This window comes from Amycolatopsis sp. N2S4-7, assembly GCF_058119595.1.
Map to the genome: position 1 here is coordinate 2,990,500 of NZ_CP172299.1, position 26,245 is coordinate 3,016,744.

General features: G+C 67.2%; 27 protein-coding genes. 12 read left to right on the forward strand and 15 right to left on the reverse strand.

Annotated elements, in window-relative coordinates:
* Nucleotides 1-326 precede the first annotated feature (326 nt).
* From ACH54P_RS13845 to ACH54P_RS13865, 5 genes are read left to right on the forward strand one after another with little or no spacing between them, the layout of a single operon-like run.
* Nucleotides 327-2,093 (forward strand): FAD-dependent monooxygenase, encoded by a 1,767-nt coding sequence (locus tag ACH54P_RS13845; RefSeq protein WP_489912784.1) that lies wholly within the window; start codon nucleotides 327-329, stop codon nucleotides 2,091-2,093.
* Between the two features lie 15 nt (nucleotides 2,094-2,108).
* Nucleotides 2,109-3,041, forward strand: coding sequence for a VOC family protein (locus tag ACH54P_RS13850; RefSeq protein ID WP_489912785.1), 933 nt, complete (start codon nucleotides 2,109-2,111; stop codon nucleotides 3,039-3,041).
* Between the two features lie 28 nt (nucleotides 3,042-3,069).
* On the forward strand, nucleotides 3,070-3,939 hold the full coding sequence (locus tag ACH54P_RS13855; RefSeq protein ID WP_489912786.1) for a fumarylacetoacetate hydrolase family protein: 870 nt from the start codon (nucleotides 3,070-3,072) through the stop codon (nucleotides 3,937-3,939).
* A complete protein-coding gene (locus ACH54P_RS13860) occupies nucleotides 3,936-5,921 on the forward strand; it encodes an acetoacetate--CoA ligase (RefSeq protein ID WP_489912787.1) in 1,986 nt (661 codons plus the stop codon). Before ACH54P_RS13855 ends, ACH54P_RS13860 begins: the two co-directional genes overlap by 4 nt.
* Complete coding sequence (locus ACH54P_RS13865; protein ID WP_489912788.1) at nucleotides 5,896-6,819, forward strand: LLM class flavin-dependent oxidoreductase; 924 nt, start codon at nucleotides 5,896-5,898, stop codon at nucleotides 6,817-6,819. The genes ACH54P_RS13860 and ACH54P_RS13865 overlap by 26 nt, the downstream gene beginning before the upstream one ends.
* 27 nt (nucleotides 6,820-6,846) lie before the next feature.
* On the opposite strand, the gene ACH54P_RS13870 is transcribed toward ACH54P_RS13865, so the two are convergent.
* The 6 genes from ACH54P_RS13870 to ACH54P_RS13895 form a co-directional block, all read right to left on the reverse strand.
* Nucleotides 6,847-7,539 (reverse strand): GntR family transcriptional regulator, encoded by a 693-nt coding sequence (locus tag ACH54P_RS13870; protein ID WP_489912789.1) that lies wholly within the window; start codon nucleotides 7,537-7,539, stop codon nucleotides 6,847-6,849.
* A gap of 63 nt (nucleotides 7,540-7,602) precedes the next feature.
* Nucleotides 7,603-8,001 (reverse strand): hypothetical protein, encoded by a 399-nt coding sequence (locus tag ACH54P_RS13875; protein WP_489912790.1) that lies wholly within the window; start codon nucleotides 7,999-8,001, stop codon nucleotides 7,603-7,605.
* A 64-nt stretch (nucleotides 8,002-8,065) separates the two neighbouring features.
* A complete protein-coding gene (locus ACH54P_RS13880) occupies nucleotides 8,066-8,872 on the reverse strand; it encodes an SDR family NAD(P)-dependent oxidoreductase (RefSeq protein ID WP_489912791.1) in 807 nt (268 codons plus the stop codon).
* An 87-nt stretch (nucleotides 8,873-8,959) separates the two neighbouring features.
* On the reverse strand, nucleotides 8,960-10,252 hold the full coding sequence (locus ACH54P_RS13885) for a glycosyltransferase (protein WP_489912792.1): 1,293 nt from the start codon (nucleotides 10,250-10,252) through the stop codon (nucleotides 8,960-8,962).
* 155 nt (nucleotides 10,253-10,407) lie between these two features.
* Nucleotides 10,408-11,019 (reverse strand): NAD(P)H:quinone oxidoreductase, encoded by a 612-nt coding sequence (gene wrbA, locus ACH54P_RS13890; RefSeq protein ID WP_489912793.1) that lies wholly within the window; start codon nucleotides 11,017-11,019, stop codon nucleotides 10,408-10,410.
* Nucleotides 10,979-11,581 (reverse strand): YceI family protein, encoded by a 603-nt coding sequence (locus ACH54P_RS13895; RefSeq protein WP_489912794.1) that lies wholly within the window; start codon nucleotides 11,579-11,581, stop codon nucleotides 10,979-10,981. Before ACH54P_RS13895 ends, wrbA begins: the two co-directional genes overlap by 41 nt.
* A 459-nt stretch (nucleotides 11,582-12,040) precedes the next feature.
* On the opposite strand from ACH54P_RS13895, the gene ACH54P_RS13900 reads away from it, so the two are divergent.
* A complete protein-coding gene (locus tag ACH54P_RS13900; RefSeq protein WP_489912795.1) occupies nucleotides 12,041-12,565 on the forward strand; it encodes a MarR family winged helix-turn-helix transcriptional regulator in 525 nt (174 codons plus the stop codon).
* Nucleotides 12,566-12,715: 150 nt separating this feature from the next.
* On the opposite strand, the gene ACH54P_RS13905 is transcribed toward ACH54P_RS13900, so the two are convergent.
* The 3 genes from ACH54P_RS13905 to ACH54P_RS13915 form a co-directional block, all read right to left on the reverse strand.
* Entirely contained in the window at nucleotides 12,716-13,411 is a 696-nt protein-coding gene (locus ACH54P_RS13905) for an SDR family NAD(P)-dependent oxidoreductase (protein WP_489912796.1), read from the reverse strand.
* A gap of 97 nt (nucleotides 13,412-13,508) precedes the next feature.
* A complete protein-coding gene (locus ACH54P_RS13910) occupies nucleotides 13,509-14,279 on the reverse strand; it encodes an SDR family NAD(P)-dependent oxidoreductase (protein WP_489912797.1) in 771 nt (256 codons plus the stop codon).
* On the reverse strand, nucleotides 14,276-15,223 hold the full coding sequence (locus ACH54P_RS13915; RefSeq protein ID WP_489912798.1) for an NmrA/HSCARG family protein: 948 nt from the start codon (nucleotides 15,221-15,223) through the stop codon (nucleotides 14,276-14,278). The genes ACH54P_RS13910 and ACH54P_RS13915 overlap by 4 nt, the downstream gene beginning before the upstream one ends.
* A 147-nt stretch (nucleotides 15,224-15,370) precedes the next feature.
* On the opposite strand from ACH54P_RS13915, the gene ACH54P_RS13920 reads away from it, so the two are divergent.
* A complete protein-coding gene (locus tag ACH54P_RS13920; protein ID WP_489912799.1) occupies nucleotides 15,371-15,853 on the forward strand; it encodes a MarR family winged helix-turn-helix transcriptional regulator in 483 nt (160 codons plus the stop codon).
* A 159-nt stretch (nucleotides 15,854-16,012) separates the two neighbouring features.
* Here ACH54P_RS13920 and ACH54P_RS13925 read toward each other — a convergent pair whose 3' ends face one another.
* The 3 genes from ACH54P_RS13925 to ACH54P_RS13935 form a co-directional block, all read right to left on the reverse strand.
* Nucleotides 16,013-17,434: an aldehyde dehydrogenase family protein gene (locus ACH54P_RS13925; protein WP_489912800.1), complete on the reverse strand. Its 1,422-nt coding sequence runs from the start codon at nucleotides 17,432-17,434 to the stop codon at nucleotides 16,013-16,015.
* Nucleotides 17,435-17,464: 30 nt separating this feature from the next.
* Nucleotides 17,465-17,977 (reverse strand): nuclear transport factor 2 family protein, encoded by a 513-nt coding sequence (locus tag ACH54P_RS13930; protein WP_489912801.1) that lies wholly within the window; start codon nucleotides 17,975-17,977, stop codon nucleotides 17,465-17,467.
* A 272-nt stretch (nucleotides 17,978-18,249) separates the two neighbouring features.
* Nucleotides 18,250-18,900 (reverse strand): TetR/AcrR family transcriptional regulator, encoded by a 651-nt coding sequence (locus ACH54P_RS13935; RefSeq protein ID WP_489912802.1) that lies wholly within the window; start codon nucleotides 18,898-18,900, stop codon nucleotides 18,250-18,252.
* A gap of 110 nt (nucleotides 18,901-19,010) precedes the next feature.
* Here ACH54P_RS13935 and ACH54P_RS13940 point away from each other — a divergent pair, with 110 nt between their 5' ends.
* Nucleotides 19,011-19,991 (forward strand): quinone oxidoreductase family protein, encoded by a 981-nt coding sequence (locus ACH54P_RS13940; protein WP_489912803.1) that lies wholly within the window; start codon nucleotides 19,011-19,013, stop codon nucleotides 19,989-19,991.
* Between the two features lie 148 nt (nucleotides 19,992-20,139).
* Here ACH54P_RS13940 and ACH54P_RS13945 read toward each other — a convergent pair whose 3' ends face one another.
* The 3 genes from ACH54P_RS13945 to ACH54P_RS13955 form a co-directional block, all read right to left on the reverse strand.
* Complete coding sequence (locus ACH54P_RS13945) at nucleotides 20,140-20,361, reverse strand: SDR family NAD(P)-dependent oxidoreductase (protein ID WP_489912804.1); 222 nt, start codon at nucleotides 20,359-20,361, stop codon at nucleotides 20,140-20,142.
* A gap of 333 nt (nucleotides 20,362-20,694) precedes the next feature.
* A complete protein-coding gene (locus ACH54P_RS13950; RefSeq protein ID WP_489912805.1) occupies nucleotides 20,695-21,210 on the reverse strand; it encodes a hypothetical protein in 516 nt (171 codons plus the stop codon).
* A gap of 119 nt (nucleotides 21,211-21,329) precedes the next feature.
* Entirely contained in the window at nucleotides 21,330-21,920 is a 591-nt protein-coding gene (locus ACH54P_RS13955; RefSeq protein WP_489912806.1) for a TetR family transcriptional regulator, read from the reverse strand.
* A 116-nt stretch (nucleotides 21,921-22,036) separates the two neighbouring features.
* Between ACH54P_RS13955 and ACH54P_RS13960 the strand changes: the two genes are divergently transcribed.
* The 4 genes from ACH54P_RS13960 to ACH54P_RS13975 all read left to right on the forward strand — a co-directional run bounded on the left by ACH54P_RS13960 (nucleotide 22,037) and on the right by ACH54P_RS13975 (nucleotide 26,221).
* Nucleotides 22,037-23,260 (forward strand): MFS transporter, encoded by a 1,224-nt coding sequence (locus tag ACH54P_RS13960; RefSeq protein ID WP_489912807.1) that lies wholly within the window; start codon nucleotides 22,037-22,039, stop codon nucleotides 23,258-23,260.
* Nucleotides 23,261-23,311: 51 nt separating this feature from the next.
* Nucleotides 23,312-24,343, forward strand: a complete 1,032-nt coding sequence (locus ACH54P_RS13965) for an SDR family oxidoreductase (protein ID WP_489912808.1) — start codon at nucleotides 23,312-23,314, stop codon at nucleotides 24,341-24,343.
* Nucleotides 24,340-25,008, forward strand: coding sequence for a MarR family winged helix-turn-helix transcriptional regulator (locus ACH54P_RS13970; RefSeq protein ID WP_489912809.1), 669 nt, complete (start codon nucleotides 24,340-24,342; stop codon nucleotides 25,006-25,008). Before ACH54P_RS13965 ends, ACH54P_RS13970 begins: the two co-directional genes overlap by 4 nt.
* Before the next feature lie 64 nt (nucleotides 25,009-25,072).
* A complete protein-coding gene (locus ACH54P_RS13975) occupies nucleotides 25,073-26,221 on the forward strand; it encodes an FAD-dependent monooxygenase (RefSeq protein WP_489912810.1) in 1,149 nt (382 codons plus the stop codon).
* Nucleotides 26,222-26,245 lie beyond the last annotated feature (24 nt).

The window sequence follows — 26,245 nt, forward strand, 5'->3', positions numbered from 1 at the left end:
CCGAGGCCAAGGCGCCCGAAATCGCTGCAGCAGGTCGAGCCGGGGCCCTCACCGCGAATCGTCGACAGCCCGCAGATACGCAGCGCGGGCCGCCGGCTTCGCGAGTCACGCCGGCGGCGTGGTCCGGAGACTTGGCGGCCGATGCAGCCACGAGCAGCGACTTCGTCAGTGCGGCCGCAGAGCCGTGCCGAATTATCGATATTTATCTAAATCTCGCGAAGGTGTGTTTTTCTCGCTATCCAGTTGGTAACGTGGCAGAGGTCCGGGCGGCCAGGCGCCCACCGGTCACGCAGACGTCTCCCGCCCCCGGAGATCGGAGAAGCCCCATGTCCATCAGGGAGTTCGAAGTACCGGTGCTCGTGGTGGGAGCCGGACCCGCCGGATTGACTTCCTCGCTCGCCCTGCGCCGCTACGGCGTCGACCACCTTCTCGTGGAGCGGCACGTCGGCACCGCGCACACTCCGCGCGCCCACATCGTCAACCAGAGGACGGTCGAGATCCTGCGACATCTCGGCATCGAAGAGCAGTTCCACGCCGTCGCCACCCCGCAGGCGATGATGAGCAACAACCTCTGGGTCACCAGCCTCACCGGCCGGGAAGTCGCGCGCTCACAGACATGGGGCACGAGCCCCCGACGGGCCGGCGAATACACCGCAGCCAGCCCGGTGCCCATGGCGAACTGCCCGCAGACGGTGTTCGAGCCACTGCTGCTCGAAGCGGCGCGGCAAGCCGGTGCGGACATCCGCTTCGGACACACCTTCGAATCGGCCGTGGCCGATGAAAGCGGTGTCACCAGCACGATCATCGAAAAGGCGACGGGCGAGAAACTCGTGATCCGTTCGCAGTACGTGCTCGGAGCGGACGGCGCCCGCAGCCGCGTGCTGACTGAGGCCGGTCTGCGGGTGGACGGGCCTGCCGGGCTGGCGCAGGCGGCCAACATCTGGTTTCGCGCCGACCTGTCCGCCTACCTCGCTCATCGTCCGGGCGTGCTGGTGTGGAACGTCATGCCCGGTCCGCTGCCGCCTCTGCGGCTGGGTACCCTGATTTGTCACAAACCGTTCGATGAATTCGTGCTGGCGTTCACCTACGACCCGGCGGACCTTTATCTCCCTGACCTCGGCGAAGCCGAGCTGGTAGAGCGCGTGCGGGCCGCGGTGGGAATCGCCGACCTGGACGTCGAGATCAACGGCGTAGCCGGCTGGCAGGTCAACGCCCAGGTGGCGCCCCGATACTCCGCCGGCCGCTTCTTCTGCCTCGGCGACGCCGTGCACCGGCACCCACCGACGAACGGGCTCGGCCTGAACATGTCGGTGGCCGACGCGTTCAACCTGGCGTGGAAGCTCGCGCTCGTGCTCGAGGGAAGCGCCGGGCCCGATCTCCTGAAGACGTACTCGGCCGAGCGGCAGCCGGTAGGCGCCGCAGGTGTCCGGCGAGCCATCACCAGCCTCGATGAGATGGCCTCCGTCGACCAGGCTCTCGGTTTCCGCCCAGGCCAGTCGGCCGAGGAAGGCTGGGCCGAGCTGAACAAGCTGGCCGACGCAGGGCCCGAGGGGGACGCGCGGCGCGCGGCGCTGCGTGAAGCGGTCGCCTTGACCGATTACCAGTTCAATGCACACGGCATCGAACTCGGCTACCGCTACGCAGAAGGTGCCCTGGCCGCCGAACAGACACCGGAGGCTCCGCACCCGGACCCTGAGCTGTATTACCGGGCCACGACCCGCCCGGGCGCGCGCGTTCCGCACGCTCGCCTGGAGCGGGCGGGGGTTCCACTGTCCACGCTGGATCTGCTGACCGGAACCCGGTTCGCGCTGCTGACCGGGCCGGGCGGGGAAGCGTGGGCTGCTGCCGCGATGAAGGCCGCTGAGGACACCGGCATCGGCATCGACGTCCACGTGATCGGTGGCGAGCAGCTTCTGGACCCCTACGGCGACTGGGCCGCCGTTCGCGAGATCGGTACCACTGGGTGCGTTTTGGTCCGTCCGGACCGCCACGTCGCCTGGCGTTCCGACCGGATCGACGATACCTCCGCCGACGTATTGACCACCGTGGTGCGGCAGATCGCCTGCCTCCCCGCCCCCGCCACACACCTCTGAGTGAGGAGAAACCAAATGGGCCTGCACCGCCTGACTTCGATCACGCTCGGTGTACCGAACGTCGCCGAGACAGCTCGATACTACGAAAACTTCGGGCTCACTCCCGTCGGCGACGGCACATCGCCACGGTTCGCCACCCAGGACGGAGGGGAACAACTGAAGATCGTCCACTCTCCGCTGCGCAGGCTGGTGGAACTCGGGGTCGGCGTAAACGACCCCGACGACCTCGATCGAGTGGAATCAAGTCTGGCGTCCCTCGACGTGGCCGGCAAAAGGGCCGAATCCTCGTTGCAGGTCGCCGATCCCCACTCGAACCTGTCCGTGGTCTTGGAGATTGCCCCGCAGCTGAGCCAAAAACCCGCGGAGCAGGTCCCGTACAACGGTCCCGGCCGACCGGCGCGGCCCAATGGGCGCGCTCCCGGAGTCGAGCGGGAGCAGCGCGTACGCCCACGCAAGCTCGGACACGTCGTGATCGGATCCCGCGATCAGGACGCCACTCAACGGTTCTTCACCGAGGGGCTGGGCTTCAAGGCGAGCGACCACGTGCCCAGCCTCGCGAGCTTCCTGCGTTGCTCCACCGACCACCACAATATTCTGGTCCAGAAGGCTCCGGTCGACTTCTTGCACCACACGGCGTGGGAGGTCGACGATGTCGACGAGGTCGGGCGCGGCGCCACCGCGATGCTCGAAGACCACCCCGAACGGCACGTGTGGGGACTCGGACGGCACCACATCGGGTCGAACTTCTTCTGGTACCTCAAGGACCCCGCCGGCAACTTTTCCGAGTATTACAGCGACCTGGATTGCATCGTCGAGGACGCGCTGTGGAAGCCGTCCGTCGTGGACGGTGCTCGTGGCATCTACAACTGGGGCCCGCCGCTGCCCCCGTCGTTCATCACGCCCGAGGACCTCGCGGCCCTGATGGCCGGCACTCACAGCCCCCGCTGACCACCCACCCAGTCCAGAAGGAGTCCACATGCGCATCGGCAGGATCGACGGCCGGCTGTCCCTGCTGTTCGAAGACCGGGCGCTCGACGTCGCCGACGCCAGCAAGGGCCGCTACTCCGCCGACGCCGACCTCGTCTTCCGCCGCTGGCCCGAGTTCTGCACCTGGGCGGCGCAGCAGTCGGCCGACAACGCCGTGCCCTTCTCCGAAAGCAGCCTGGGCGCTCCCGTGGTACGCCCGGCGCAAGTCTTCGGCATCGGGCTCAACTATCGCGCACACGCCGACGAGGCGGGCGTAGCACGGCCCCCCTCGTCGCCCGCGGTGTTCACCAAATTCGTCAGCAGCATCACCGGACCGAGCGACGCCGTACGGCTGCCCAGCGACCAGGTCGACTGGGAGGTCGAGCTGGTCGTCGTCGTGGGCCGCGAAGCCTACGAAGTGACCGAGGAGGCTGCCTGGCAGTACGTCGCCGGCCTGACGATCGGGCAGGACTTGTCCGAGCGCGCCGTGCAGCTCAGCGGCCCCGTCCCCCAGTTCTCACTGGGCAAGTCCTACCCCGGATTCAGCCCGATCGGGCCGGCGATCGTCACCCCGGACGAGTTCAGCGACCCCGACGACCTGGCCCTTTCCTGCTCGCTCGACGGCGAAGTCCTGCAGGACGGGCGCACCAAGGACCTGATCTTCTCGGTCCCCGAGCTCATCGCGCGGCTGTCGGCGGTCCTGCCGCTGTTGCCCGGTGACCTCATCTTCACCGGAACCCCGTCCGGGGTCGGCATGGCACGGGACCCGAAGCGCTACCTCCCGCCTGGTGGCACCCTCCGCAGCACGATCGAGGGCATCGGGCACATGCAAAATCCGCTCTTCGCAGGGGCCCGCTACCGGACGAGCACCTCGTCGTGAGCAGCTCCGCCCTCGCCCGGTTCGCCCGTTGGTGCGCCGCCGAGCGCGGCGCACCGGTGGGAGACGACTACCAGTCGCTGTGGGCTTGGTCGATCGACAACCTGCCCGGTTTCTGGTCGGCAGTGTGGGACTTCTTCGACGTCCGCTCAGCCACCGCCTTCGAGCATCCGCTGCCGGACGAGCGCATGCCCGGGGCCCGCTGGTTCCCCGGTTCCACCCTCAACTACGTCGATCAAGTGTTCCGCCGGGCCACGACCGCCCGGCCCGCCATCATCGACGTCGCCGAGCCCGGCGCCGCCCGCAGGATTTCCTGGCCCGAGTTGCGAGCTCGCACCGCGGCGCTCGCGCAGACGTTGCGCCGGCTCGGGCTGGTGCCCGGCGACCGAGTCGCGGGCTACCTGCCCAACACCGCGGAAGCGGTTATCGCCTTCCTGGCCTCTGCCAGCATCGGCGCCGTGTGGTCCGCCTGCGGCCAGGACTACTCGCCGTCAGCGGCGGGTGATCGGCTCGGCCAGCTGGACCCGGCCGTGCTGATCACCGCCGACGGCTACCGCTACGCCGGTCGAATCCACGACCGGCGAGACGCCGTGGCCGCACTGCGCAAGCAGCTGCCGGGGCTGCGCGCGACCATCGCCTTCCAACGCCTCGGACTCCCGCTGGACGATGTGCTGCCCTGGGAATCCGCCACCGCCGGAAAACACCCGCTCGAACCCGTCGCCCTTCCGTTCGACCATCCCCTGTGGGTGCTGTTCTCCTCCGGCACCACCGGTGTCCCGAAGGGCATCGTGCACGGTCACGGTGGCGTGCTCCTGGAACATCTGAAAGCGCTCTCGCTGCACCTCGATCTCGACCAGCACAGCACCTACTTCTGGTACACCTCGCCGAGTTGGATGGTGTGGAACTACCAGGTGTCCGGGCTGTTGACCGGGTCAACGATCGTCTGTTACGACGGCAGCCCGACTCACCCGGGCCCCGAAGCGCTCTGGGTGCTCGCCGCAGAGCATGGCGTGACGTTGCTCGGAGCGAGCCCCGCCTACCTGCTCGCATGCGCGAAGGCGGGGATCTCCCCTCGAGCCGACCACGACCTTTCGGCACTGCGGATGGTCGGCTCGTCGGGATCCGCATTGCCGGCCGAGTCCTACCACTGGTGCGCCGAACACGTCGGCGCCCAGGTGCGCGTCGTGTCCACCTCCGGCGGCACCGACATCGTCAGTGCCTTCGCCGGAGCAGCGGCCACCGAGCCGATCTACCCCGGCGAGCTGTCGGTGCCCTGTCTCGGTGTCGCACTCGACGCCTGGGACGAGCACGGCCGCAGCGTCCGCGCTGCGGTCGGTGAACTCGTGGTCACCAAGCCGATGCCATCGATGCCCCTGCGGTTCTGGAACGATCCCGGGGATCGTCGCTACCGCGAGTCCTACTTCAGCACCTACCCCGGCGTGTGGCGGCACGGCGACTGGATCACGATCACCGGACGCGGCTCGGTGATCGTGCACGGTCGTTCCGACGCCACGTTGAACCGCAACGGCGTGCGGATGGGCAGCGCCGACATCTACCGCGCGGTCGAGCAATTGCCCGAGGTGCGCGAGGCCCTGGTGATCGGCGTCGAGCAACCGGACGGCGGCTACTGGATGCCACTGTTCGTGGTGCTCGCGGAGCACGCCGATCTCGATGAGGCGCTGACCGCACGCATTCGCGCGGTGATCCGCGACGAAGCCTCGCCCCGGCACGTGCCCGACCAGATCATCGCCGCTCCCGCGATCCCGCACACCCGCACGGGCAAGAAGCTCGAAGTGCCGGTCAAACGGATCTTGCAAGGCGCGGCCCCGGCAACGGTCAGCGACGCCGAATCCCTCGACAACCCCGCGGCACTGGCCTGGTTCGCCGCGCTGCCGACTCCCCGGAGTGTGTCCCATGTTGCTGAGCTGCCAGATTCCGGCCGCGCTCCCCTTCGGCGAAATGATCGCGCACGCACAACTGGCTGACGAACTCGGCTACGACACGGTCACCAGCTCCCACATCGCCGCCCGCGACTCGTTCACCACGCTCGCGGCGTTGGCGATGGTCACGCACAACATCGGCCTGGCCACTGCGGTAGCCCCGATCTACCACCGCTCACCGGCATCGATGGCGCAAAGCGCTGCCACACTCGACAACCTGTCGGTCCGCCGCTTCCGTCTGGGTCTGGGCACCGGGCACCGGGTCACGATGGGGGGCTGGCACGGCCAGCAGATCGGCGATCCGCTGGCCGAAATGCGGGAGTACGTCAGCGTGGTGCGATGGCTCCTGGCCGGGCAGACTCCGCCCGAGGGCAAACGGTGGAACTCGACCTTCAAGTTCAACGGTTTCGAGCCCAACCCGGACGTTCCGATCTTGATGGCCGGGCTCTCTCCGGCCATGCTGCGTCTCGCCGGGGAAATCGCCGACGGTGTCGTCCTCTGGGCCTGCCCCTCCGACTATGTCCGCGACGTCGTCGTCCCCGAGCTTGGCAAGGGACGAGCGGCTGCAGGCAAGCCTCTCGACGGTTTCGCGATCATGCCGGCAGTTCCCTCCTCGGCCGGGGCGGATCCCGCGGTGGCACTCGAGGGCATACGCGATGAGCTGCACCGCTACTTCGGGCTGCCGTTCTACCGCAAGATGTTCACGAATGCCGGTTATGCATCGGTCATCGAGTCCTACGACGCCTCCAGCGGCGACCGGGAAGCGCAGAAGCAGGCAATCACCGAGGAGTTCATCGCGGCGTTGTGTGCCATCGGAAGTGGCGACGACGTCTGCGCCGGGATCGAACGTCACATCGCGGCCGGGGCAACCAACCCCATCGTCACCCAGGTGCGGGGGACCGACTACACCGCGACGCTGCGCGCGGCCGCCGACCTCTTGTAGCGCGTCCTCTTCCGGGCGACATGATCATCACTGCCCGGAAGCGAAACCCTTCTCCCCGTGCTCACGCGCGTACGCGATCAGCTGACATGGAGCACGCTCGATGTGACGGACCAGCAGGTCGACCGCCGCGTCGGCCTCCTTGGCGAGGCTGAGGTCCTTCAGTTCTTGGTGTTCTGCCGCAATGTCACGTCGAGAATCGTCGGTCAAGACCCAGTACCAACGCCGGTACAACTCCGCACTGTCGCGCAACGCGGCTGCTACAGCCTGAAGGCGCTGGTTCCCGCAGCCGGACAGCAGCGCGTGGTGGAACTCGTTGTGCCTCGTCGCCCATTCCTCGCTGACCTTGCCTTCGGCGTCGGTCACGGATGTCTTGGCCAACCGGTGGTGGGAGCCGAGCACTTCGCTCTCCCACGCCAAATCGCCCCGCGCGATCGACCAGCGCAACGCTTGCGACTCGACCAGCACCCGAGTCTCGGTCAACCCGGCGATGTCTTCCACCGACAGGTCGCGCACGCGCACGCCGCGCTGCGGCTCGGCCACGAGCAGATCCTGCTCGGTGAGCCGCAGCAGCGCTTCACGCACCACCGACTGGCTCACTCCGAAGCGTCCGGCCAGCTCGACCACCTTGAGTCTGCGGCCGGGCTCCAACACGCCCGTGAGCAGATCGGAGCGCAACGCCGCGTACACCTCTTCGGCTCGCGTAGCCGGGGACACCGTCATGACGAGGATCCTACTCGTTATCGAGACTTCCAGAGCAGGGTCACATACGTCGAATTATCGATATTATTTCTCGCAGGTTCCGGCGCGGTCACCACGGCTTCTTCCCTGGACCCGGGCGCGAGCTCCAGGTCGCCGAGGCGGGCCACCGCCCGAGACGATGCAGGTGCTCCGCCGGCGTGACGGCTGGGTCCCGCCAGATGGCACTCGAACAGCTGAAGGAACGGCCCCTGCGGTCACCGGCGTAGTGAGCTCGTGCTCGTCGAGGTCGATCAGTGAACGCACTGCTTGCCCGGCCTCGTCCAGCACGTCGATCTTCTCCTCGAGCGCCGCCGCCGGCGTGAGGATCGAACGTCGACCGTTGAGGAACGTCGGGTGGTTCCGCTCGATCTCCATGATGTCGGCGTGCCGGGTGACCGCCCGGAAGGGCCGGTAAGCGCCGGCCAGTTCGAGGTGATCGGTCATCTCCTCTCGAGTCGTGATCGGCCGCAGGTCGCAGCCGCCTTGAAGGGGCCCGGACGTCGTCCGGTCAGCCTGACGTGGGTGCCGGCGAGCGTTTGGGGCGCAGGAGGAACTCACCGATCCGAGCCATCAGGCCACGCGGCACCAGCCGCGGGGAGAGCGCGGTCAGCTTCCACCGAAGGCCGACAACCACGGCGGGCCGGTTGCGCTCCAGCGCGCGTAGCGCGTCCCGGACCACACCCTCGGGCGGCCGTTTGGGACCGATCAGCGCTTCGTCCTCATTGCCGACCACGTCGAAGTACTCGGTGTCGGTCGCCGAAGGGCAACACGCGACCACACGGACACCACGCCCTCGCGTCTCGGCCCAGATCGCCTCGCTGAACGACTGGACGAAGGCCTTCGACGCGGCGTAGACGGCCTGGTAGGGCATCGGCTGGAAGGCAGCCGCCGAAGACACCGTGATGACCGCGCCGGAGCCGCGCTCGAGCATGCGCGGCAGGTAGGCGTGAGTCAGCCCGACAACCGCGACGGAGTTGACCACAGCGAGTGCTTGGTCCCGAGCCGGATCGATCGTCTCGAACCGGCCGTAAGTGGCGAATCCCGCGTTGTTCACGAGGATGTCGACGTGCACGCCGAGCTGGTCGGTCCGGGCCAGGATCTCGCCGGCGCTGGCGAGGTCGCTCAAGTCGGCGCGCAGCACGTGGACGGTCCTGCCGTGGCGCCGTTCGAGCTCCGCGGCCAGGTCCTTCAGCCGTTGCTCACGTCGAGCGACGAGCACCAGGTGACACCCACGGGAAGCCAGCTCCCGGGCGAAGGCAGCTCCGATGCCGGACGAGGCACCTGTGATGAGGGCGGTCCTGCCCTGGAAGTTCATCGGTTCTCCTTGATCGGATGAAGCGGCTCGGGGCGTCGGCGCGGGGCCCCGAGCCGGTTCCAGTGCGGCTGTACGAGCGCCGGCCTCTCAGCCGAGCAAGTCGATGACTGTCTGGTGGACGGCTGTGAACGTGTCGTAGGAGGCGTACTCGGTCGCCAGCTCCCCCGCTCGCCGACGGTAAGCCGGCTCGGCGAGCACCGACTCGACCGCCGTCCGGATATCGGCGGGCTCCGGGCGCTGGGTTGCCAAGTTGATTCCGGCGCCCGACCACGCGATCCGGGCGGTCACCTCGATCTTGTCCTCGGTGAGGCCTGCGGCCACCAGCGGTATGCCGTGGCCGAGCACCTGCTGGACACCGCCGTAACCACCGTTCGTCACCACGACCGCGGCGTGAGGCAGCAGCTCGTCATACGGGATGTACCTCGCGACCCGGGCGTTGGCTGGGACGCGCTCCAATTCCGCGTCCCTGCCGAGCGTCGCGATCACCAGCACGTCCAGATCCGCGAGGGCATCCAGCGTGGGCTGCACCAGCTCACCGAAGTCGAAGTTCGCCAACGTGCCCTGGGTGACCACTACGACGGGCCGCTGGGCCGTCGTCACTTCGCCCCACCACTCCGGAAGGCTGCTGCCGGGACCGGCACCGGCGGGCAGGGCTCCGACATATCGAACAGTTTCCGGGAGGTCGCTGCGCGGGTAGTCGAAGGACGGGATCGACAACTGCAAGAAGCGGTCCGGCACGGTGATACCGCCGTCGAGGACGAACGGAGGAGTGCCGGTCGCACCGGTCGACTCCAGCACCTTGACCAGGTGGCGCTGCACGTCGCCGAGGAACACCTCTTGCATCTGGCGATTCGCCGCCCGGTTGCGCTCCTTCGCCTCAGGAGAGCTGTCCGGAGGGCCGCCCACGCCGTAGGGGGCGGTGTCCTCACTGCTCAGAGTCATCGGTACCGGACCGATCCCGATCACCGCCGTTGGGCCGCGTCCCGGCGCTCCGTAGCGCACCGGCCACGCTCCCAGGAACGTGGTGTCGTGGAGAAGGGCGACCGGCTCGTCCCCGATTTCGGAGAAAATCTCCTGGAGCGTCCGATGCTGGTCCGGCATGGGGTCGATGAAAACGTGCTGCAGCGAGTACTGCAGCTGCGCGGGCCCCGGCGGCAACGCGATCAGCTCCGGGAACGCCCCCGGCAGGTTGTCTCCGTCGAAGTCGGCCGTGCCCAGCAGAGGCAGAAACCGCGCACCGATCGACTCGACGCTGTCGCGGTATCGCGAACCTGTCGTGAAGACCACACGGTGGCCACGCCGAACCAGGTCCGCCGCGACGGCTTTCAGCGGGGTGACGTGCCCGTAAATGGGAGGTGACGCCACGACTACGTTCGCCATGACAACCTTTCTCATTGGTTTGAAGAAGCTCATGAGGTGGTGCGGGCGAGCGATCGGCCGCAAGGTCGTGAAATGCTTCGGTCACCCGCGAGAGCCGTCCCCGGACGCGACCGCTCGCTGCCTGAAATCGGCATCGACGAAGTCGGGTTCCGGGCTCACTGACCGGCGGTCGCGGCCAGTCCTGCCTTCAGCGCGCCGGCGATCTGAGCCACTCGCTCGCCCTGGAAGACAGCGGCAGCCCGGGCGACGTCGTCGACCGGGATGGCGCCTTGGCCGTTGACGTGGCTGGTTCCGTAGGGGTTGCCGTCGGCGAACTTGATCGGGTCCGTGTACCCGGGGGCCACGACAACACCGCCGAAATGGTGCACGCTGTTGTACAGCGCGAGCAGCGTGGACTCCTGGCCACCGTGTGCCGTGGCCGTAGCCGTGAAGCCGCTGTAGACCTTGTCCGCGAGCAGGCCCTGAGCCCACACCCCACCGAGGGTGTCGATGAACTGCTTCAGCTGGCTCGCCACGTTACCGAACCGCGTGGGTGAGCCGAAGATGACAGCATCCGCCCACAGAACGTCCTCCGTCGTGGCGACCGGCACGTCCCGGGTCGTCACAACGTGCTCCGCCCAGGCAGAGTTGGAGTCGATGGCCGCCTGCGGCGCCAGTTCGGTGACCTTCAGCAGCTTCACCTCCGCCCCGGCCTCCTCAGCGCCCGAAGCGATCGACTGCGCCAGCTCATGGACGGTGCCGGTCGCCGAGTAGTAGATGACGGCCACTTTGGTGCTCGGTCATGCTTTCTTCCTTTCGCAGAGACGATTTCCTGGTCGACGAGCTGTCGGCCGGAGCTGCAGTTGCGGCGACGGTGAGGGTCAGGTGGCGGCCGGCCATGCCCTTCATCGCAGTGACGCCATGGGCGTACCGGTCGATGTCGGCCTCGGCGCTGATCACCAGGGCGCCTCTGCTGAGTCGAAGATCGGTCGTGCGAATCTGAACGGGGGCCTCCGCACCGCGCACGGTGAGCAAGCCATCCACGGTCCAGCCGTCACCGTCGGCCGCCACCCTCGTCGAGCGGAAACTGATCGACGGATGACTTTCTGCGTCAAGGAAGGACTTCGAGCGCACCTTCCGATCCCGCGACCGGTTCCCGGTGTCGAAGCTCGCCGCGTCGATCTCCGCTTCCACCGAGGACTCGTCGACCGGATCACGCACTATGACGTGCCCGGCCGTGACGGCGAACGTGCCGTGCACTTCGCCCAGCCCGAACACGTGCGTGGTGGAGAACGAGATCGACGACCTGGCGGGCTCGACTACGTAGCGCCCGGGGTCGGGTCGGTGCATGAGCTCTCTCCTCAGGGGCTACCAGCCGCAGCTGATCGCGATATCACCTGCTGTCGAAGCCGGGGCGCACAGTCCGGCCGGGTCGCCGGGACCGGACCGATAGCGCCGCTTCGGTCCACGGGCTTGCATCCGCTACCTACCGACACTATTTGCTTGCTCGGGCAAATTTATCCTGGACCGAACGTTGCTGCTTTGTCAAGCAAGCATTCTTCCACGACGTTCCCGGGTACCAGGAGGACGTGGTCGCAGTCTAGAAGTGACCTGCCCGCTCCTTCTCCACCGGCCCCCGCTCCGCACAAGAAGAGTGAGCCTCGGGACCCGAGCGCGCCGACGGCGCCACCCCCTACCACTTCCGCGCGCGCCACACGCGGCCCACTCGGGCGTCATACCATCTACTTGCATCTGCAACTTTACCGACTAGTGTCGATAAATGCTTTGCCAAGCAAGTATAATGCCGGTATGCATGCCTTGCCTCTCGACCGAGATCAGGAGCAGCTCTGGCGAGCGCTGATGCGGGTGGCGACGTCATTGCCCCGTGCGCTCGACGAGGACCTGCTCCGCTCCACGGGTCTGTCGCTCACCGAGTACTTCGTGCTGATGCACCTGTCGGAAGCCGCCGAACGGCGGCTCCGGATGACGGATCTCGCGACGGCGGCATCCCTCTCCCCCAGCAGGATCACGCGGGTCGTGGACGGCCTGCAGAAGCGCGAACTGGTGACGAAATTGAGGTGCGCCGACGACGGCCGCAGTATGATCGCCTGCCTTACGTCTGCCGGATTCGACCGTTTACGTGAGGCTTACCCTGATCACCTCGCGAGCGCCTGGACCCGGGTCTTCGCCCACCTCGACGCCGGGGACACCACGCACGTGGCCGAGTTCCTGAGCAGAATCGCCGACCGAGGCGACACTTCGACACGAGGGGCCGAGGATACGGCAGATGCGCTTGTCCCCCCAGGCAACGAGGACGGCTTCCAGCTTCTTTGAAGTACCTCCAGGCAAGCAAAGGCCGGTTGACGGCCAACGGACAGCAAGGCACGCCGGCTGTGGACGTTGCTCCCCGGGCCTTCGTGCGTGAGTCGCCGTCCGGTTCGTCCGTGGTCCGACGCATCAGTCAACGGACGAACCGGCCCGGGCTCAGTGGACGACCTCGGCCTGCCACTGCTCCGAGGAACTCCGGTGGAGTTCGAGGTAGCGCGCCGCGACAGTGGCGGGGTCGAAGCGCGGATCTCCACCCCCGAGCGCCCCGGTGATGGTCACCGTCGACACGTGCACTTCGGTTCCGCGCTGCTCCTCGTGCACCGCGTACGCCAAGGCGCGCAATGCCGCCTTTCCTACCGACAGCGATGTGAAAGAGGCGGACGGCTGGAGCGCGAGACCACCACCGGTGAACAGAACACTGCCGCGCCCGTCGCGCAGCCGAGGAATCACTGCCCGCGCGGCGGCCGCGGCGCCGATCACATCGACAGCGAGCGCACGACTCCAGTCGTCGTCAGTGAGGTCGCTCGGGGTGTCCGCACGCAGGAGCGCTGCGTTGTAGACAAGCACCTCCGGCGCCCCCAGGTCGTCACACGCCTCGAGCACCGCCGCCCGCACCCGCGCCGGGTCGGCGAAGTCGACCTCGTATCCCCGCGCAACACTGCCGGGGGCGAACGACTGCTCCACCAGCGCACCCACCCTTCCGCTGTCCCGGCCGAACAACGCGACCGGGTACCCCTCGCCCGAGAACGCCTTCGCAAGCGCCAGACCCAAGCCCGGCCCCGCTCCGACGATCAATGCCGCCCCTCGTCCCGAAGACCCGGGATCACCGGATCGTACGAACTCGCCCGTCATGCCGCCGCATCCTTCCTTCCCCCGCTGGGCGCAGGGAGTGGATCTGTCATCGTTCTTCCGATCTTGATCAGCCGTTCCCTCCGGGATCCGGCCGCAGTCAGGTAGCGAAGCCGCCGTCGGCGTTGATCGTCGAACCGGTGATGAACGCGGCCTCCGCGCTCACGAGGTAGGCCACGAGCCCGGCGATCTCCTCGACGGCCCCATACCGGCCCACCGGAGTAGCCGGCAGCATCGTTTGCGCCGCCATGCCGTCGACCGGGTTGGTCTCGGTGTCCACTGCACCCGGTTGAACGACATTGACCGTGATGCCTTCGGACGCCAATTCACGTGCCAGCCCTCGGCTCAACCCGGCGAGCGCCGCCTTGGTCATGGAATAGACGGCAAGCTCGGGGAACGGGTTGCGGTCGGCGAACACGCTGCCGGTGGTGACGATCCGGGAGCCTCGCCCCAGATGTGGCAGGGCGGCCTGCACCGCAGCGAAGGCGCCGCGCAAGTTGACCGCGACCATGCGGTCGAAATCGTCCAACCCCAATTGCCCGGTGGCGCCGTACACCCCGATACCGGCGTTGTTGACCAGGATGTCCAGGCCGCCGAATTCATCGACGACCCGCGACACGGCTGCCTGGATCTGGCCGGCATCGGAGTTGTCGGCCTGGATCGCCACGGCTCGTCCGCCGCGTTCGACGATGTCGGCAACCACCTCGTCAGCTGCTTTCGCCGAGCTGGAGTAGGTGACCGCGACATTGCTGCCGTGCTGTGCGAGACGGCGGGCGACAGCGGCGCCGATTCCCCGCGACCCACCGGTGATCAGCGCCGACCGGCCGGCCAGGTGCAACTCCCCAGGATTTCGCGCCTCCGTGACGGTCATGCGGGCTTGACCGCCTCGACGTGCTCGCCCAGCCAGGCGCGGAACGTCTGCAGCCGCGGGTTGAGCGATCGGACCAGGTTCAGGTCACGTGCTCCGACGAAGTCACGTTCGCCCTCGACGTAGAACTGGAACATGTTGCCGATCTCGTCGCCGGCGGGGATGCCCAGCGCGCGGAACTGGTCGTGCGCAAGCGGCTGGTAGGACACCGGTTCACCCAGAGCGTCGGCGAACGCCTCGGCGTACTGGGCTCCAGTCAGGTGCTCACCCGCGATGCTCACGGTCTTGCCCTGGTACTCGTCGCCGGCTTCGAACACGCCGTAGGCGGTGCGGCCGATGTCCTCCGAAGCGATGCCCGACAGCCTGGCTTCCGCCATGGGCAGCGTCAGCACGACCCGCCCGTCCTCGCCCCGCGAGGGCCCGAAACCCGCGGTGAACCCTTCCCAGTAGAAGGTGGTCCGCAGGTAGGTGGTCGGAACACCCGACTCGCGGAAGAACGCGTCCGCCTCCGCTTTGGCGTCGAAGTGGGGAACCGTGTAACGCTCCTGGAGCACGGGGACCCGCTGGTCGGACACCGGGATGACGCTGCGCGTGTCCTCCAGGGTCGACCAGACGACGTGGGCGACACCCGCCGCTTTCACGGCCCTTGCGGCCCGTGCGGCCTGCGCCAGCTCGACGTCCGCGGACATGCTCTCCCAGAAGTTGGTCACCGCGTAGACGCCGTGTGCACCGTCGAACGCCGCACGCAGGGAATCCTCGTCTTCCAGGCTCGCCTCGACGACCTCGGCGCCGCGGTCGGCCAGCGCGACGGCTTTCGGCGAGGCCGCGTCTCGCGTGATGGCCCGCACCGTGAACGGACCGTCGGCACCACCCAGAATGGCCCTGACCAGACCCCCGCCCTGAGCACCTGTCGCTCCCAGCACTGCGATGATTTTCTTGTCGCTCAACTGCACTCCTCCGCCGTGTCGCGCCGCATACGCGAACTTACCTGGTTAAACAGGTAAGTTGAAGAAGAATTCCGCGCCCCGTTGTGACCTAGGTCACTGACGAGGGGTATTCGAGGTCGGGCCGGCGCAGAAGTGGAGCATGTACTCGTGTCAGACGAACGATCTCCGAGAAGAATCCCGGGCGCGGAGCGCAGCGGACCGGTCAGCCACCAGCTGTTCCGGGTGGTCCGGCTGCACCGGATGCTGGCGGGGTATCTGCTCCGCGACATCGGACTGCACCGCGGTCAAGAGCTGCTTTTGATGCACCTGTGGGCTTCGGGTCCGGTGCGTCAGACCGAACTGGTCACGGTGCTGGACTCCGACTCGGCGACCATGACCAGGATGGTGCAGCGGCTGGAGAAAGCCGGCTTGGTCGAACGCACACCCGACCCCCAGGACGGCCGTGCGACCCTGGTGTCCTCCACCCCGGCAAGCGGCGCCTTGCGCGAGGAGGTCGAACAGATGTGGCGCGACCTGGAAGCGGCGACCGTCGGCGATCTCGCCGAGGCCGACCTGTCCCCCTTGCTGACTGCGTTGACGCAGATCGAAGCCAATCTCTCGACCGCGGTTGCCCGCATCCGCCCGGCGTGAAGAGTGCCTTTGGCGGCCATGTCGGCAGAGCATCACCGGATTTGAGCAGGGGCGCGACACCGCGTCCACCGGGACTCGTGCCGCTGTGCCACGTGCGAAGCGCGGCCGCGGAGCCCGGCCACGACGATCGAGCCGCGTGGCCAGGCTCCGCGGGCGCTTTCAGGCAGCCGCGTAAACCACGCGTGGCTCAAGGTAGGCGTTGAGCCCGTACACACCGAACTCACGCCCGAAGCCGGACATCTTGAACCCACCGAAGGGGTTCACGGGGTCATCGACGATCTCGTTGACCATGACTCGGCCGGCGATGATCCGGTTCGCGACCGCGCGAGCTCGTTCCTGGTTCTCGCCGTAGACGTAGGCATGCAGGCCGTAGTCCGTGTCGTTGGCGATTGCGACTGCGTCATCGTCGTCTTCGTAGGTGAGCACGGAGAGAACGGGGCCGAAGATCTCCTCGCGGGCGATCGTCATGTCGTTGGTCACGCCGACGAAGACGGTGGGGCGCACGTAGTTCCCGGCTTCGTAGCCTTCCGGCTTGCCTTCTCCGCCGACCAGGATTTCGGCTCCTTCTTCGACGCCCTTGCGGATGTAGGACTGCACGCGCTCGTAGTGGCCCGCCGAGACCATCGGCTGCACGACGGTGTCCGGCGCGTTCAGGTCGCCGATCTTCAGCGACTCCACGCCGGTTTTGAGGGCGGTCTCGGCCTCCGCCATCCTGCTGCGGGGAACGAGGATCCGCGTTCCGGCGATGCAGGCTTGGCCGGTGTTGAACAAGCCCGCAGTCAGTGCGAAGGTGATCGCCTTGCTCATGTCGGCGTCGTCGAGGATGATCGTCGGCGACTTGCCGCCGAGTTCGAGGGTGACGCGCTTCATCGTCTCGGTGGCGTCCAGGCTGATCTGCCTGCCGACCTTCGTCGAGCCGGTGAACGAGATCTTCTGGACGTCGGGGCTGCGCGTGATGGCGGTGCCGACGACCGCGCCTGGGCCGTTGACGATGTTGACCACGCCAGGCGGCAGCGCCGCTTCGTCGAAGCATTCCATGAGGATCTGGGCCTCGAGTGTGCTCAGTTCACTGGGCTTGGCGACGACGGTGCAGCCGGCAGCGAGGGCTGATGCGGTTTTGCCCGCGACGAACCACGGGTTGCCATTCCACGGCGTCAGCAGGCCTGCCACCCCGATCGGCACCTTGGTGACCGTCGCATTGCCCCGACTCTCCTGGAAGTTCTCCGGCACCAGCACGTCTTGTGCCATCACGAAGAAGTCGCGGGCTTGGGTGATGACGTATCGCGCGAACGAGATCGGCGCGCCGTACTCCGCGATCGTCGCTGTGACGAGGTCTTCCAGGCGCCGGGTCATCGCGTCGGCGATTCGCTGCAGATACTGCTTGCGCTCGTCGAGCGTGGTCTGTGACCACGCCGGGAATGCCGCCTTGGCCGCGGCGACAGCCCGTTCGGCGTCGACGGCGTCACCGCGGACCGATCGGCCGATGAGCTCGCCGGTTGCCGGGTTCCGCACGTCGACAACATCGGTGCCGTGCGAATCCACGAAGCGTCCGCCGATGAAGTGCTTGGCTACGGTTTGCATGATTTTCTCTTTTCCCGAATGGTGCGGCGGTCAGCGGCTCATGAGGTCGCGCGGCTCGGCGACGCGTGCGAACGTGGTGAAGAATCCGTTTTCCAGGCGCCGGTGGGCGATGCGCCACCCCTCCGGGCGCCGCTCCAGACGGTCGTGCCACAGGCCGACGTGGATGACATTGGCCTGACCGTCCCGAGTTTGGTGGGTATGGAAGAACGGCGAGGTCGCGGTGGCCCTGTCACCGTCGATCGTGACAGTCGCGTGGCCTTCGCGATGCTGCCATCGACCGAATACGCGGCCGAGCCCTTCGGTGCCCTTGCCTTCCTCGCCGCGCATGAACTCGACGTAGTCGCCCAGCCCGATTTGGTCGCCTTCACCGACATCGGCGGCGTCGATGACCGCGTCCGGCGCGAACACCTCAGACCACTGGCGCATCAGGTTCTGGTCTTCGTTGTCGCCTTGGTGCAGGTCTTGCCCCAGGCCATACTTGGCGATGACGTCCTGGATTGCGATTCGGTCCAGCAGATAACGGACGTCGTCTTCACGTGCCATCTCTTCTCCTTTTGGTTGCCTGAAACGACTTGCCCACCATGAGTCGGGACGGAGGCATTCAGAGCCTTCAGTGACCCGGCCAGGCAAGCGCGGGAGGCGAACGAGAGCGGAAGCTCGGCTTCACGGCCGACAACCCGACGTTAACGCAACCAGATTGCGTTGTCAACGCACTCGGATTGCGTTAACGCGGCCCGCTGTCAGGTACAAGCCTTCTACCAGCCAAACGCACGCGGAGACCACGGACGGAACGTGTCACCACAAGGACTTGCGGCCTACCTCGCGCCGGCAGCCAGGCCTACGGCAGCGGCCGCGAGCAAGCGAGTCAGACGGGGTTCGAAGTCCAACGCGGCGTGCGCCCAACGGGGATTGCGCGAGTAAAGCTCAGCGAGCGTGTCAGTCGGGTGCGACACTTGCCACAGACTTGCCGCGAGGCCGATCGCCACCGTGATCAGGTCTCGCACCTCGGCGGCAGACAGGCAACTGGCCGCAACGATCGCCTCGACGATCGCGTCATGGGCCGCGAACGAATTCTCCTTGAACCGACGGGCACGATCGAGATCAACCTCGCCCTCGAGACTCAAGGCCACATGCGTGAGCAGGTCGCAGAACAACGGCAGCCGCGCCAGAGTGCGGGCCAGCACGGTCCCCACCTCGGCCGCTTCCAGCCCCTCACCTTCATCGACCTGCCCCGCCACCACCTCTCGCCACTCCTCCCAGCCGCGCTCGGCCAGTTCGAGCAAGAGCTCTTCCTTGCTGGCGAAATAGCGCCGGACCGCCGAAGGGTGCAATCCGGCAGCCTCGGTCACGCGGGCGAGCGTGACGTGCCGCACTCCGCCGCACTCGGCGGCCAGCACACGAGCAGCATCGAGAAGGTCCTCCGACCGCTGCAGCTTGGCCTCCGGCGAACGAGCCCGTCGATACATGACCCCAGTTTAACGCATGTGACGCGCGTTAGTGCTACAGTGAACTTAACGCAATCGACTTGCGTTGAAGATCCTCGGAGGACCGCCCTCCGACGTTGAGGAGGCCGACCATGAAAGCCGCTGTAGTCACCGCATTCGGAGACCCCGACGTATTCGAGCTCGCCGAGCTTCCCGACCCGGTCCCCGGTCCCGGACAGGTGTCTATCGACGTCAGCCACGCTGCTGTCGGCTTGATCGACGTCCACCTGCGCCAAGGCCGGTACAAGGACGTTCCGGGACTGCCTCGGCCTCCCTACGTCCCAGGCCTGGAAGTAGCCGGGACAATCCGCGCACTGGGCGCCGGAACCGAGGGGTTCCGCATCGGCGAGCCCGTTGTCACCCTTTCCGGCACCGGCGGCGAGGGTGGTTACAACTCGGTGGCGGTGGTCGACGCCGCAATGACCGTGAGCCTCGACGGTGGCGTGGATCCTGCACTGGCAGTGGCCGCCGTGCCGAACGCTACGACCGCATACCTCGCACTGACCGAGGCGGCACACTTGAAGGCCGGCGAACGCGTCCTGGTCTTGGGCGCCCTGGGTGGCCTTGCGTCCGCGTTCCCGGGGGTCGCTCGGTCTCTCGGTGCGTCGCGCGTAGTCGGCACGGCACGACAGGGCTCCCTGGCGAAAGCCCGCGAGTCAACCCTCCCCTACGACGCGATCACCGCCAACGAAGAACTTCCGAACGCCGTCGGCACCGACCAGTTCGACGTCGTGATCGACGCGGTCGGCGGCCAGGCCCGGACTGACGCATTGGAGCTGCTTGCTCCGATGGGCCGGATGGTCTTGGTCGGCAACGCCAGCGACGATTGGGGCCACACGATCCCCTCGAATACGCTGTGGCACCGAAACCTGGCGGTGATGGGCTTTTCCGCCGGCTCCTACTGCCCGGCTCATCCAGACGAGTCCCAGGCAGCCGCCAAGGCAGTACTCGAGCCCCTCCGGCAGGGACTGCTCGCCATGCACTTGGAGGAGCTTCCCCTCGCCGACGCCGCGGAAGCCCACCGCCGCCTCGAAAGCGGCTCCGTCGGCGGTCGCATCCTGCTGGTCCCCTGAGCCGACCGAGGTTCGACCTTTGCCCGCCCGCGACGCGCGAACGCCCACCGCAACCTCACTCGACACTTCTGGCCGCCGTTGCGGCGAAGGCCGTCGTCCGAGTCCTGTTGCAACGTTTCCAGCAAGAAAGGTGACCGACGTGCCCTGTTCAGCGGAGGTCGAGCAGGTCGAGTGACACCTGCCACCACCGCGGGATCGTGTCGAAACCCTCATTGTCGGTCAACGTATCCGGGGTGACGTGACGCTGCAAATTGGTGGCGATGTTGCCCGGCATGAGCGAGTTGGCGGTGATGCCGTTTTGCGCCCAGCGTTTCGCGGACTCGACGGCGAACAACGTGTTGGCTGTCTTCGACTGGCCGTATGCTGGCATCGCGTCATAACGACGAACCGGAAGTCGAGGTCGTCGAAGACGACCGGGCTGATCAGGTGGCCACTGGAGCTCAGCAGCCCCACCCGGGTTCCCTTCGGCCGCGGCGAGAAAGCGATGTCAGTTCGAAGTGGCCGAGGTGGTTGGTGACGAACCGGATTTCTCGACCGGCACTGTTGCGCTCGAACTGCGTGAACTGCTGCGATCGGCAAGATCAAGCTGTCGCACGTGGACTGTCGAGCCGGTAGCGCGTAGTTCGGCCGCGACACGGTCACCGGCCTCGGTGTTGCGGTCTCGATACCGATACCGGAACTGGCGCCGGTCACGACAGCCCGTTTACGCCCTTGACGATTTCAGCCGCTGTGGATTCCTGCCGAACTGGGTGGTGATGCGAGACATGGCCGTCCTTTCTCGGATATCCGGTTCCGGAACCTGTGAGACGTCCTGCACCAGGCCGAGCAGCCGCACTGCCCTGGACAGCTTGTCGACGTACTCGGTGCGGTCGGCAGCCTCGTGCTTCCACCCGATGGCGAGAGTGTGCACCATCTCCGCGGTGCCGGCCGCAGTCTCGGCACCCTGCCGTCCCTCTTCCGCCAGCAGGGTCGTCAGCCGCTGCCGGAAGGCAGCGCGGTAGTCGTCATACATCGTGCCGAGCCGGGAATCGTTCGCCTCCAGCAACTCGCCGGTGCCTGCTTCTATGCTCATGCCGACGAACCGGCCAAGCCAGACATCGAGGGCATTCACGATCCGCGCGCCCAGCGGCTCCGCAGAGCCCGCAAATCGTCGCTCTGCTGCATCCAACGCGATTCCGAGCGGGGTGGCGTCCTTCGCCCATGCCCTGACCTGCTTCACGAAGGCAACATGGGTCGAGTGCTTGCGGCAGCCTCCGAGAGCAGGCTCCTGGACGTGCGTGAGCCTGGCACGGCTCACGCGAGCACTATCCACCGAGCCGATGGCGCAGTGCGCGATGCTCAGCCGACGCCGGCGATTCTCCGCGCCGCCTCGACCACACTGCGGCGTCGCGCGTCGAGATCGGCGTCGGTCTTGACCGGCCCCGCGACCATTCGCGCCACCTGCGGCACCGCTGCCCACCACGCCGCGACGGCGAGGATCATGAACACTGTGTCGGCCGGCGCCACGGATGCGTCGAGCACACCCTTGGCCTGAGCACGTGCGAAGACCGCCACCTTTTCCTGGTAGTGCTCGCGCCGAACTGCCTCGTCGGGAACAGCGTCGCCCTCGAACTCGAGCGCCTCCCAGTGCAGCAAGCGGACCAGTTGCGGGTGCTCGCAGTGGTAGTCGAAGCACCGAGCAGCGAACTCGCCGACATCGCCGTCGACGGTCTCCAGAGGGACAGCAGCGGCGATGCCGGCCAGTTCATCGGCGAGCACCACGGAAAAGAGGCGTTCTTTGCTGCCGAAGTACTTGTAGATGCGCTCCTTGTTAACCCCCGCCCGTGCCGCGATGGCTTCGATGCGGGTACCGCGCAGGCCGCTCTGCGCGAACTCCACAACGGCCGCCTCCTGCAAGCGACGGCGAGTCTCCGCAGTGTTCCATGCCATGCCGACAGCGTACCGCATCTCCAACGTTGTGGTTGCGAGTTGCGTAACCGCCACCTAAGGTGGATCGAGAAAGCAACTACATCGTTGGAGTTGGATTACCGAAGGAGGCAAATGACGTGGCTGTCCAAGACGAGGTACGAACGCGGGAACCCAGCCCCTCCCCAGCCGAAGGCAACGGCAGCTGGCGCCGTTGGCTCGCGGTTGCAGCCCTGGGCCTGGGTTGCTTCAGCTTCGTCAGCACCGAACTGGCACCTGTGGGACTACTCCCCCAGATTGCGAGCGGTCTCGGCACCTCCGAAGGCGCCGCTGGTCTCCTGGTGTCCGGTTTCGCCATCGTGGTCGCGATCACCGCATCGCCGCTGACGGTGCTCACCGGCGCACACTCACGCCGCCTGCTGATGGTGGCGCTCCTGCTGACCTGCACCGTCGGCAACGTGCTGGGTGCGGTGGCCCAGCAGTACTGGCTCTTGCTCTTCGCCAGGGTCCTGGTCGCCTTCGCCATCGGCGTCTTCTGGTCGACCGCCTCCGGGATCGCCGTCCGGCTCGTGCCCGACCAGCACAGCGTCCGCGCGACGTCCATCGTCATCGGCGGGCTTGCGCTGGCCCAGGTGGCGGGCGTACCGCTGGCCACCTGGTCGGGCCAGAACGTCGGCTGGCACGCGGCCTTCGCCGCGCTGGCCGGGGTCAGCCTGATCGCTACCGTGATCGCCGGCTGGCTGCTCCCACCCCTGACGTCGCAGGTCAGCCAAGGCCTCAATGAACTGCGGCACGCCCTGCGCGCCCGACCGATCCGCGTCGCAGTCGGCGTCACCGGTTTGATCATGACCGGAACCTTTCTGCTGTTCACCTACATCAGCCCGTACCTCACCCAGGTAGCCCGCGCCTCGTCCGGCTCGATCGGATTGCTGTTGGTCCTCTACGGCGCAGCCGGGGTGATCGGCACGTTCGTGGTGGCGCCGCTGATCAGGCGGAACTTCACGGGCACGTTGACCGGCACCCTGGCGGTGCTGACGATCAGCGTGGTGCTCATGTACGCCGCTGGGGGCACGACCTGGGCTGTGATCGCACTGCTCGTGCCGTGGGGCGCTTCCTACGGCGCACTACCGGTACTGCTGCAGACCTGGGTGTTCCGCGAGAGCGAGTCGTCCGACGCTCACGCCGAGGCAGCGAGCTCACTCTACGTAGCGGCCTACAACGGCGCGATCGCCCTCGGCGCTCTCGCCGGCGCCTTGATCATCGATACCGCAGGCGCCCACCTCGTCGCGCTCGCCGGCGGGGTCGTGGCCGCAGCGGCGCTGGTGCTCACGCTGGCACACAGGCACGGCGTCCGGCGTAGCTGAGACCGGACGCACCACGACGATCGGCAAGAAGCGTTCAGAAGGAGAGTCACCATGGGTGTTTCCGTTGAAGGCGCGAGGGTCCTGGTTACCGGAGCCAATCGCGGTTTGGGCCGCGAATTCACCGAAGTCCTGCTGCAGCGGGGCGCGAAGGTCGTCTACGGCGGCGCCCGGGACACCTCGGCCATCACGGTCGAGGGAGTCACGCCGGTCGAACTGGACATCACCGATCCGGCGACGGTCGAGGCCGCCGCGCAGCGCTGCTCGGACGTGGACATCCTGATCAACAACGCGGGCATCATGCGGATGGTGCCGCTCCTGGCCGCGCCTGATACAGAAGCAGCCGAGGAGGCCATGCGCGTCAACTATTTCGGCACCTTGCGCATGTGCCGCGCGTTCGCGCCCGTTCTGGCCGGCAACGGCGGCGGCGCACTGATCAACATCCTGTCCGTTGTCTCGTGGTTCGCGATGCCGCTGAACAGCACCTATGGTGCGTCGAAGTCCGCCGCCTGGTCACTGACCAACGCCGCGCGGGTGGAGCTCCGCCGACAGAACACCCTCGTCGCCGGAGTGTTCGCGGGCTTCATCGACACTGACATGGCAGCCGATGTGGATTTGCCGAAGACCAGCCCCCCGCCAGGTCGTGGACCGCACTCTCGACGGAATCGAAGCCGGTCACGAAGAGATTCTGGCCGACGACCGGGCCGCCGCGACGAAAGCTGCCCTGCCAGACGACCAGCGGCTGATCTACCCGGACATGCAGGCAGCATGGGACGCCGGTACCGCGGGCTGAGCTGCGCCTGCCTCGGGCACCACGGTGCCGGCCCGGCCACGAGAACGGCGACCGGGCCGGCGCCTGCCACGACGTACGGAGCCCGCGGCCGCTCTGTGAATCGAGGCCGCACAGCTTTGCTGCTTTGCCAAGCAAGCAAACTGTCGCCTTACACGCCCAGGTTCTCCTGCAAGCATCAGCCGACGACGCTGGGCCACATGAAGCCAGAGCCTTCCTTCGGCCTGCACCCTGACGCGACACGTCGGCTCAGCCGGTTATCTTGCTTGGCAAGGCAAGCTACCATCGCCCCGTGACGGCCGAACGACTGACTGCCCAGGAAGAACTGCTGTGGCGATCGCTACAGCGGGTGATGATTGCGCTGCCACGTGTGCTCGAGGACGACCTGCTTCGCCAGACCGGGCTTACGATCACCGACTACGCCGTCTTGGTCTACTTGTCCGAAGCCGAGGATCACCGCCTTCGGATGAGCGAACTGGCGGCCGCCACCGCACTGTCAGCCAGCAGGATCACCCGTATCGTCGATACGCTGCAACGGCGTGGCCTCGTCGCCAAGCAGCGCGCGGACGGCGACGGCCGCGGATTCGTGGCCGTGGCCACCGACGAGGGCCTCGCCCGCCTCGAGGCCGCTTACCCCGCCCACCTCGCCAGTGCCCGGGACCGCGTGATCGACCGACTTTCCCCCGGCTGTTGCGCGAACTGGGGCCGGCACTCGCGGAGATCGCGGAGGACCTGTCCCCTGATCCCCTGCGCGCGTCTCGCCCCGGCGGGATCGAAGACACGTAAACGAAGGCCGGAGTTCCTCCTCCCCCATGTGCTGTCCACGCCCGGTCCGAGGCAGATTCAGAACAGAGGTGCTCGGCGCCGGACCCACTTGACCTTGCTCGCAACCTCGGCAAACGGCTGCCGACGCGGCGGTTTTCAACCCGGGCCCGACGCTCCTCCCGCGGAGGCGCAGTAGCTGACACGACGCGTTTAACGATATTTTCTTGCTTTCGCGTTATTACCAGGTGCATGCTGAATTCATGCGAATCTTGATCGTCGGGGGCGGCGTCGGCGGGTTGACCACTGCGGTCGCCGCGCGTCGCGCAGGGCACTTCGTCCAGGTCGTGGAGCGGGCGCATGGCCTCGGAGAGGTGGGCGCCGGTGTCCAACTCGGGCCGAACGCGACAGGTGCGCTCCAAAACCTCGGCCTGGGCACCGCTCTGGCCGAAGCGGCCTTCGCCCCCGAGACGATGCACATGCTGCGCTGGCGCGACGACCAAGTGCTGGCCGAGTGGCGGTTGAGCGATCGGATGACCGAGACCTACGGAGCCCCTTACTGCACCGTCTACCGCCCGGATCTGATCGCCCTGCTCAGCGCGCACCTACCTCCGGAGGTCGTACAGCTCGGCAGGACAGTCACCGCAGTCGACCCCCTCGGAGCGCGGGTGCACTTCGCGGACGGCACCAGCGAACAAGCCGATCTCATCCTCGGCGCCGATGGCATTCACTCCGTCGTCCGGGCGACGACCGTTGGCAACGCGGCTGCTCGATTCTCCGGGATGTGCGCCTACCGTGCGCTGGTACCGGTCAGGTCTGGCGACGACCTGAGCGTGCGCAACTGGCTGGGTCCCGGCTGCCACCTGGTCGCCTACCCGGTGGGGCACGGCCCGAAGTACCTGAATCTGGTGTGCGTGGTCCCGGAAGCCAACTGGACGGGAGAGTCGTGGACAGCACCCGGCGACCCCGACAAGCTGCGGTCCTACTTCGCGGACTGGTCTCCCACCGTGCGCACGCTGCTCGAGCGGGTCGTCGAACCGGTCTTCCGCTGGGCCTTGCACGACCGGGAACCGCTGACGAAGTGGTCCACCTCGTCGACCACGCTGCTCGGCGACGCCGCGCACCCCATGCTGCCCTTCATGGCTCAGGGGGCCGCCCAAGCGATCGAAGACGCCACCCTCCTGGGAACGGTCCTCGGCGAGGACCTGCAAGCGGGACTGCACCGATACGAAGCAGCCCGCGTTGCCCACACCAGCCGCATCCAGCGGATGTCCTGGGACAACAACGTCTTCTTCCACCTTCCCGACGGAAGCGAGCAGGCCGCCCGCGACACAGATCTCGCAGCAGGCCGCGGGTTCGACCCCTACCGGCTTGACTGGATCTACGGCAGCCGGCCCGCACAACTCGGGTGAGCCGAGCCGGCCACCGCAGCGTGG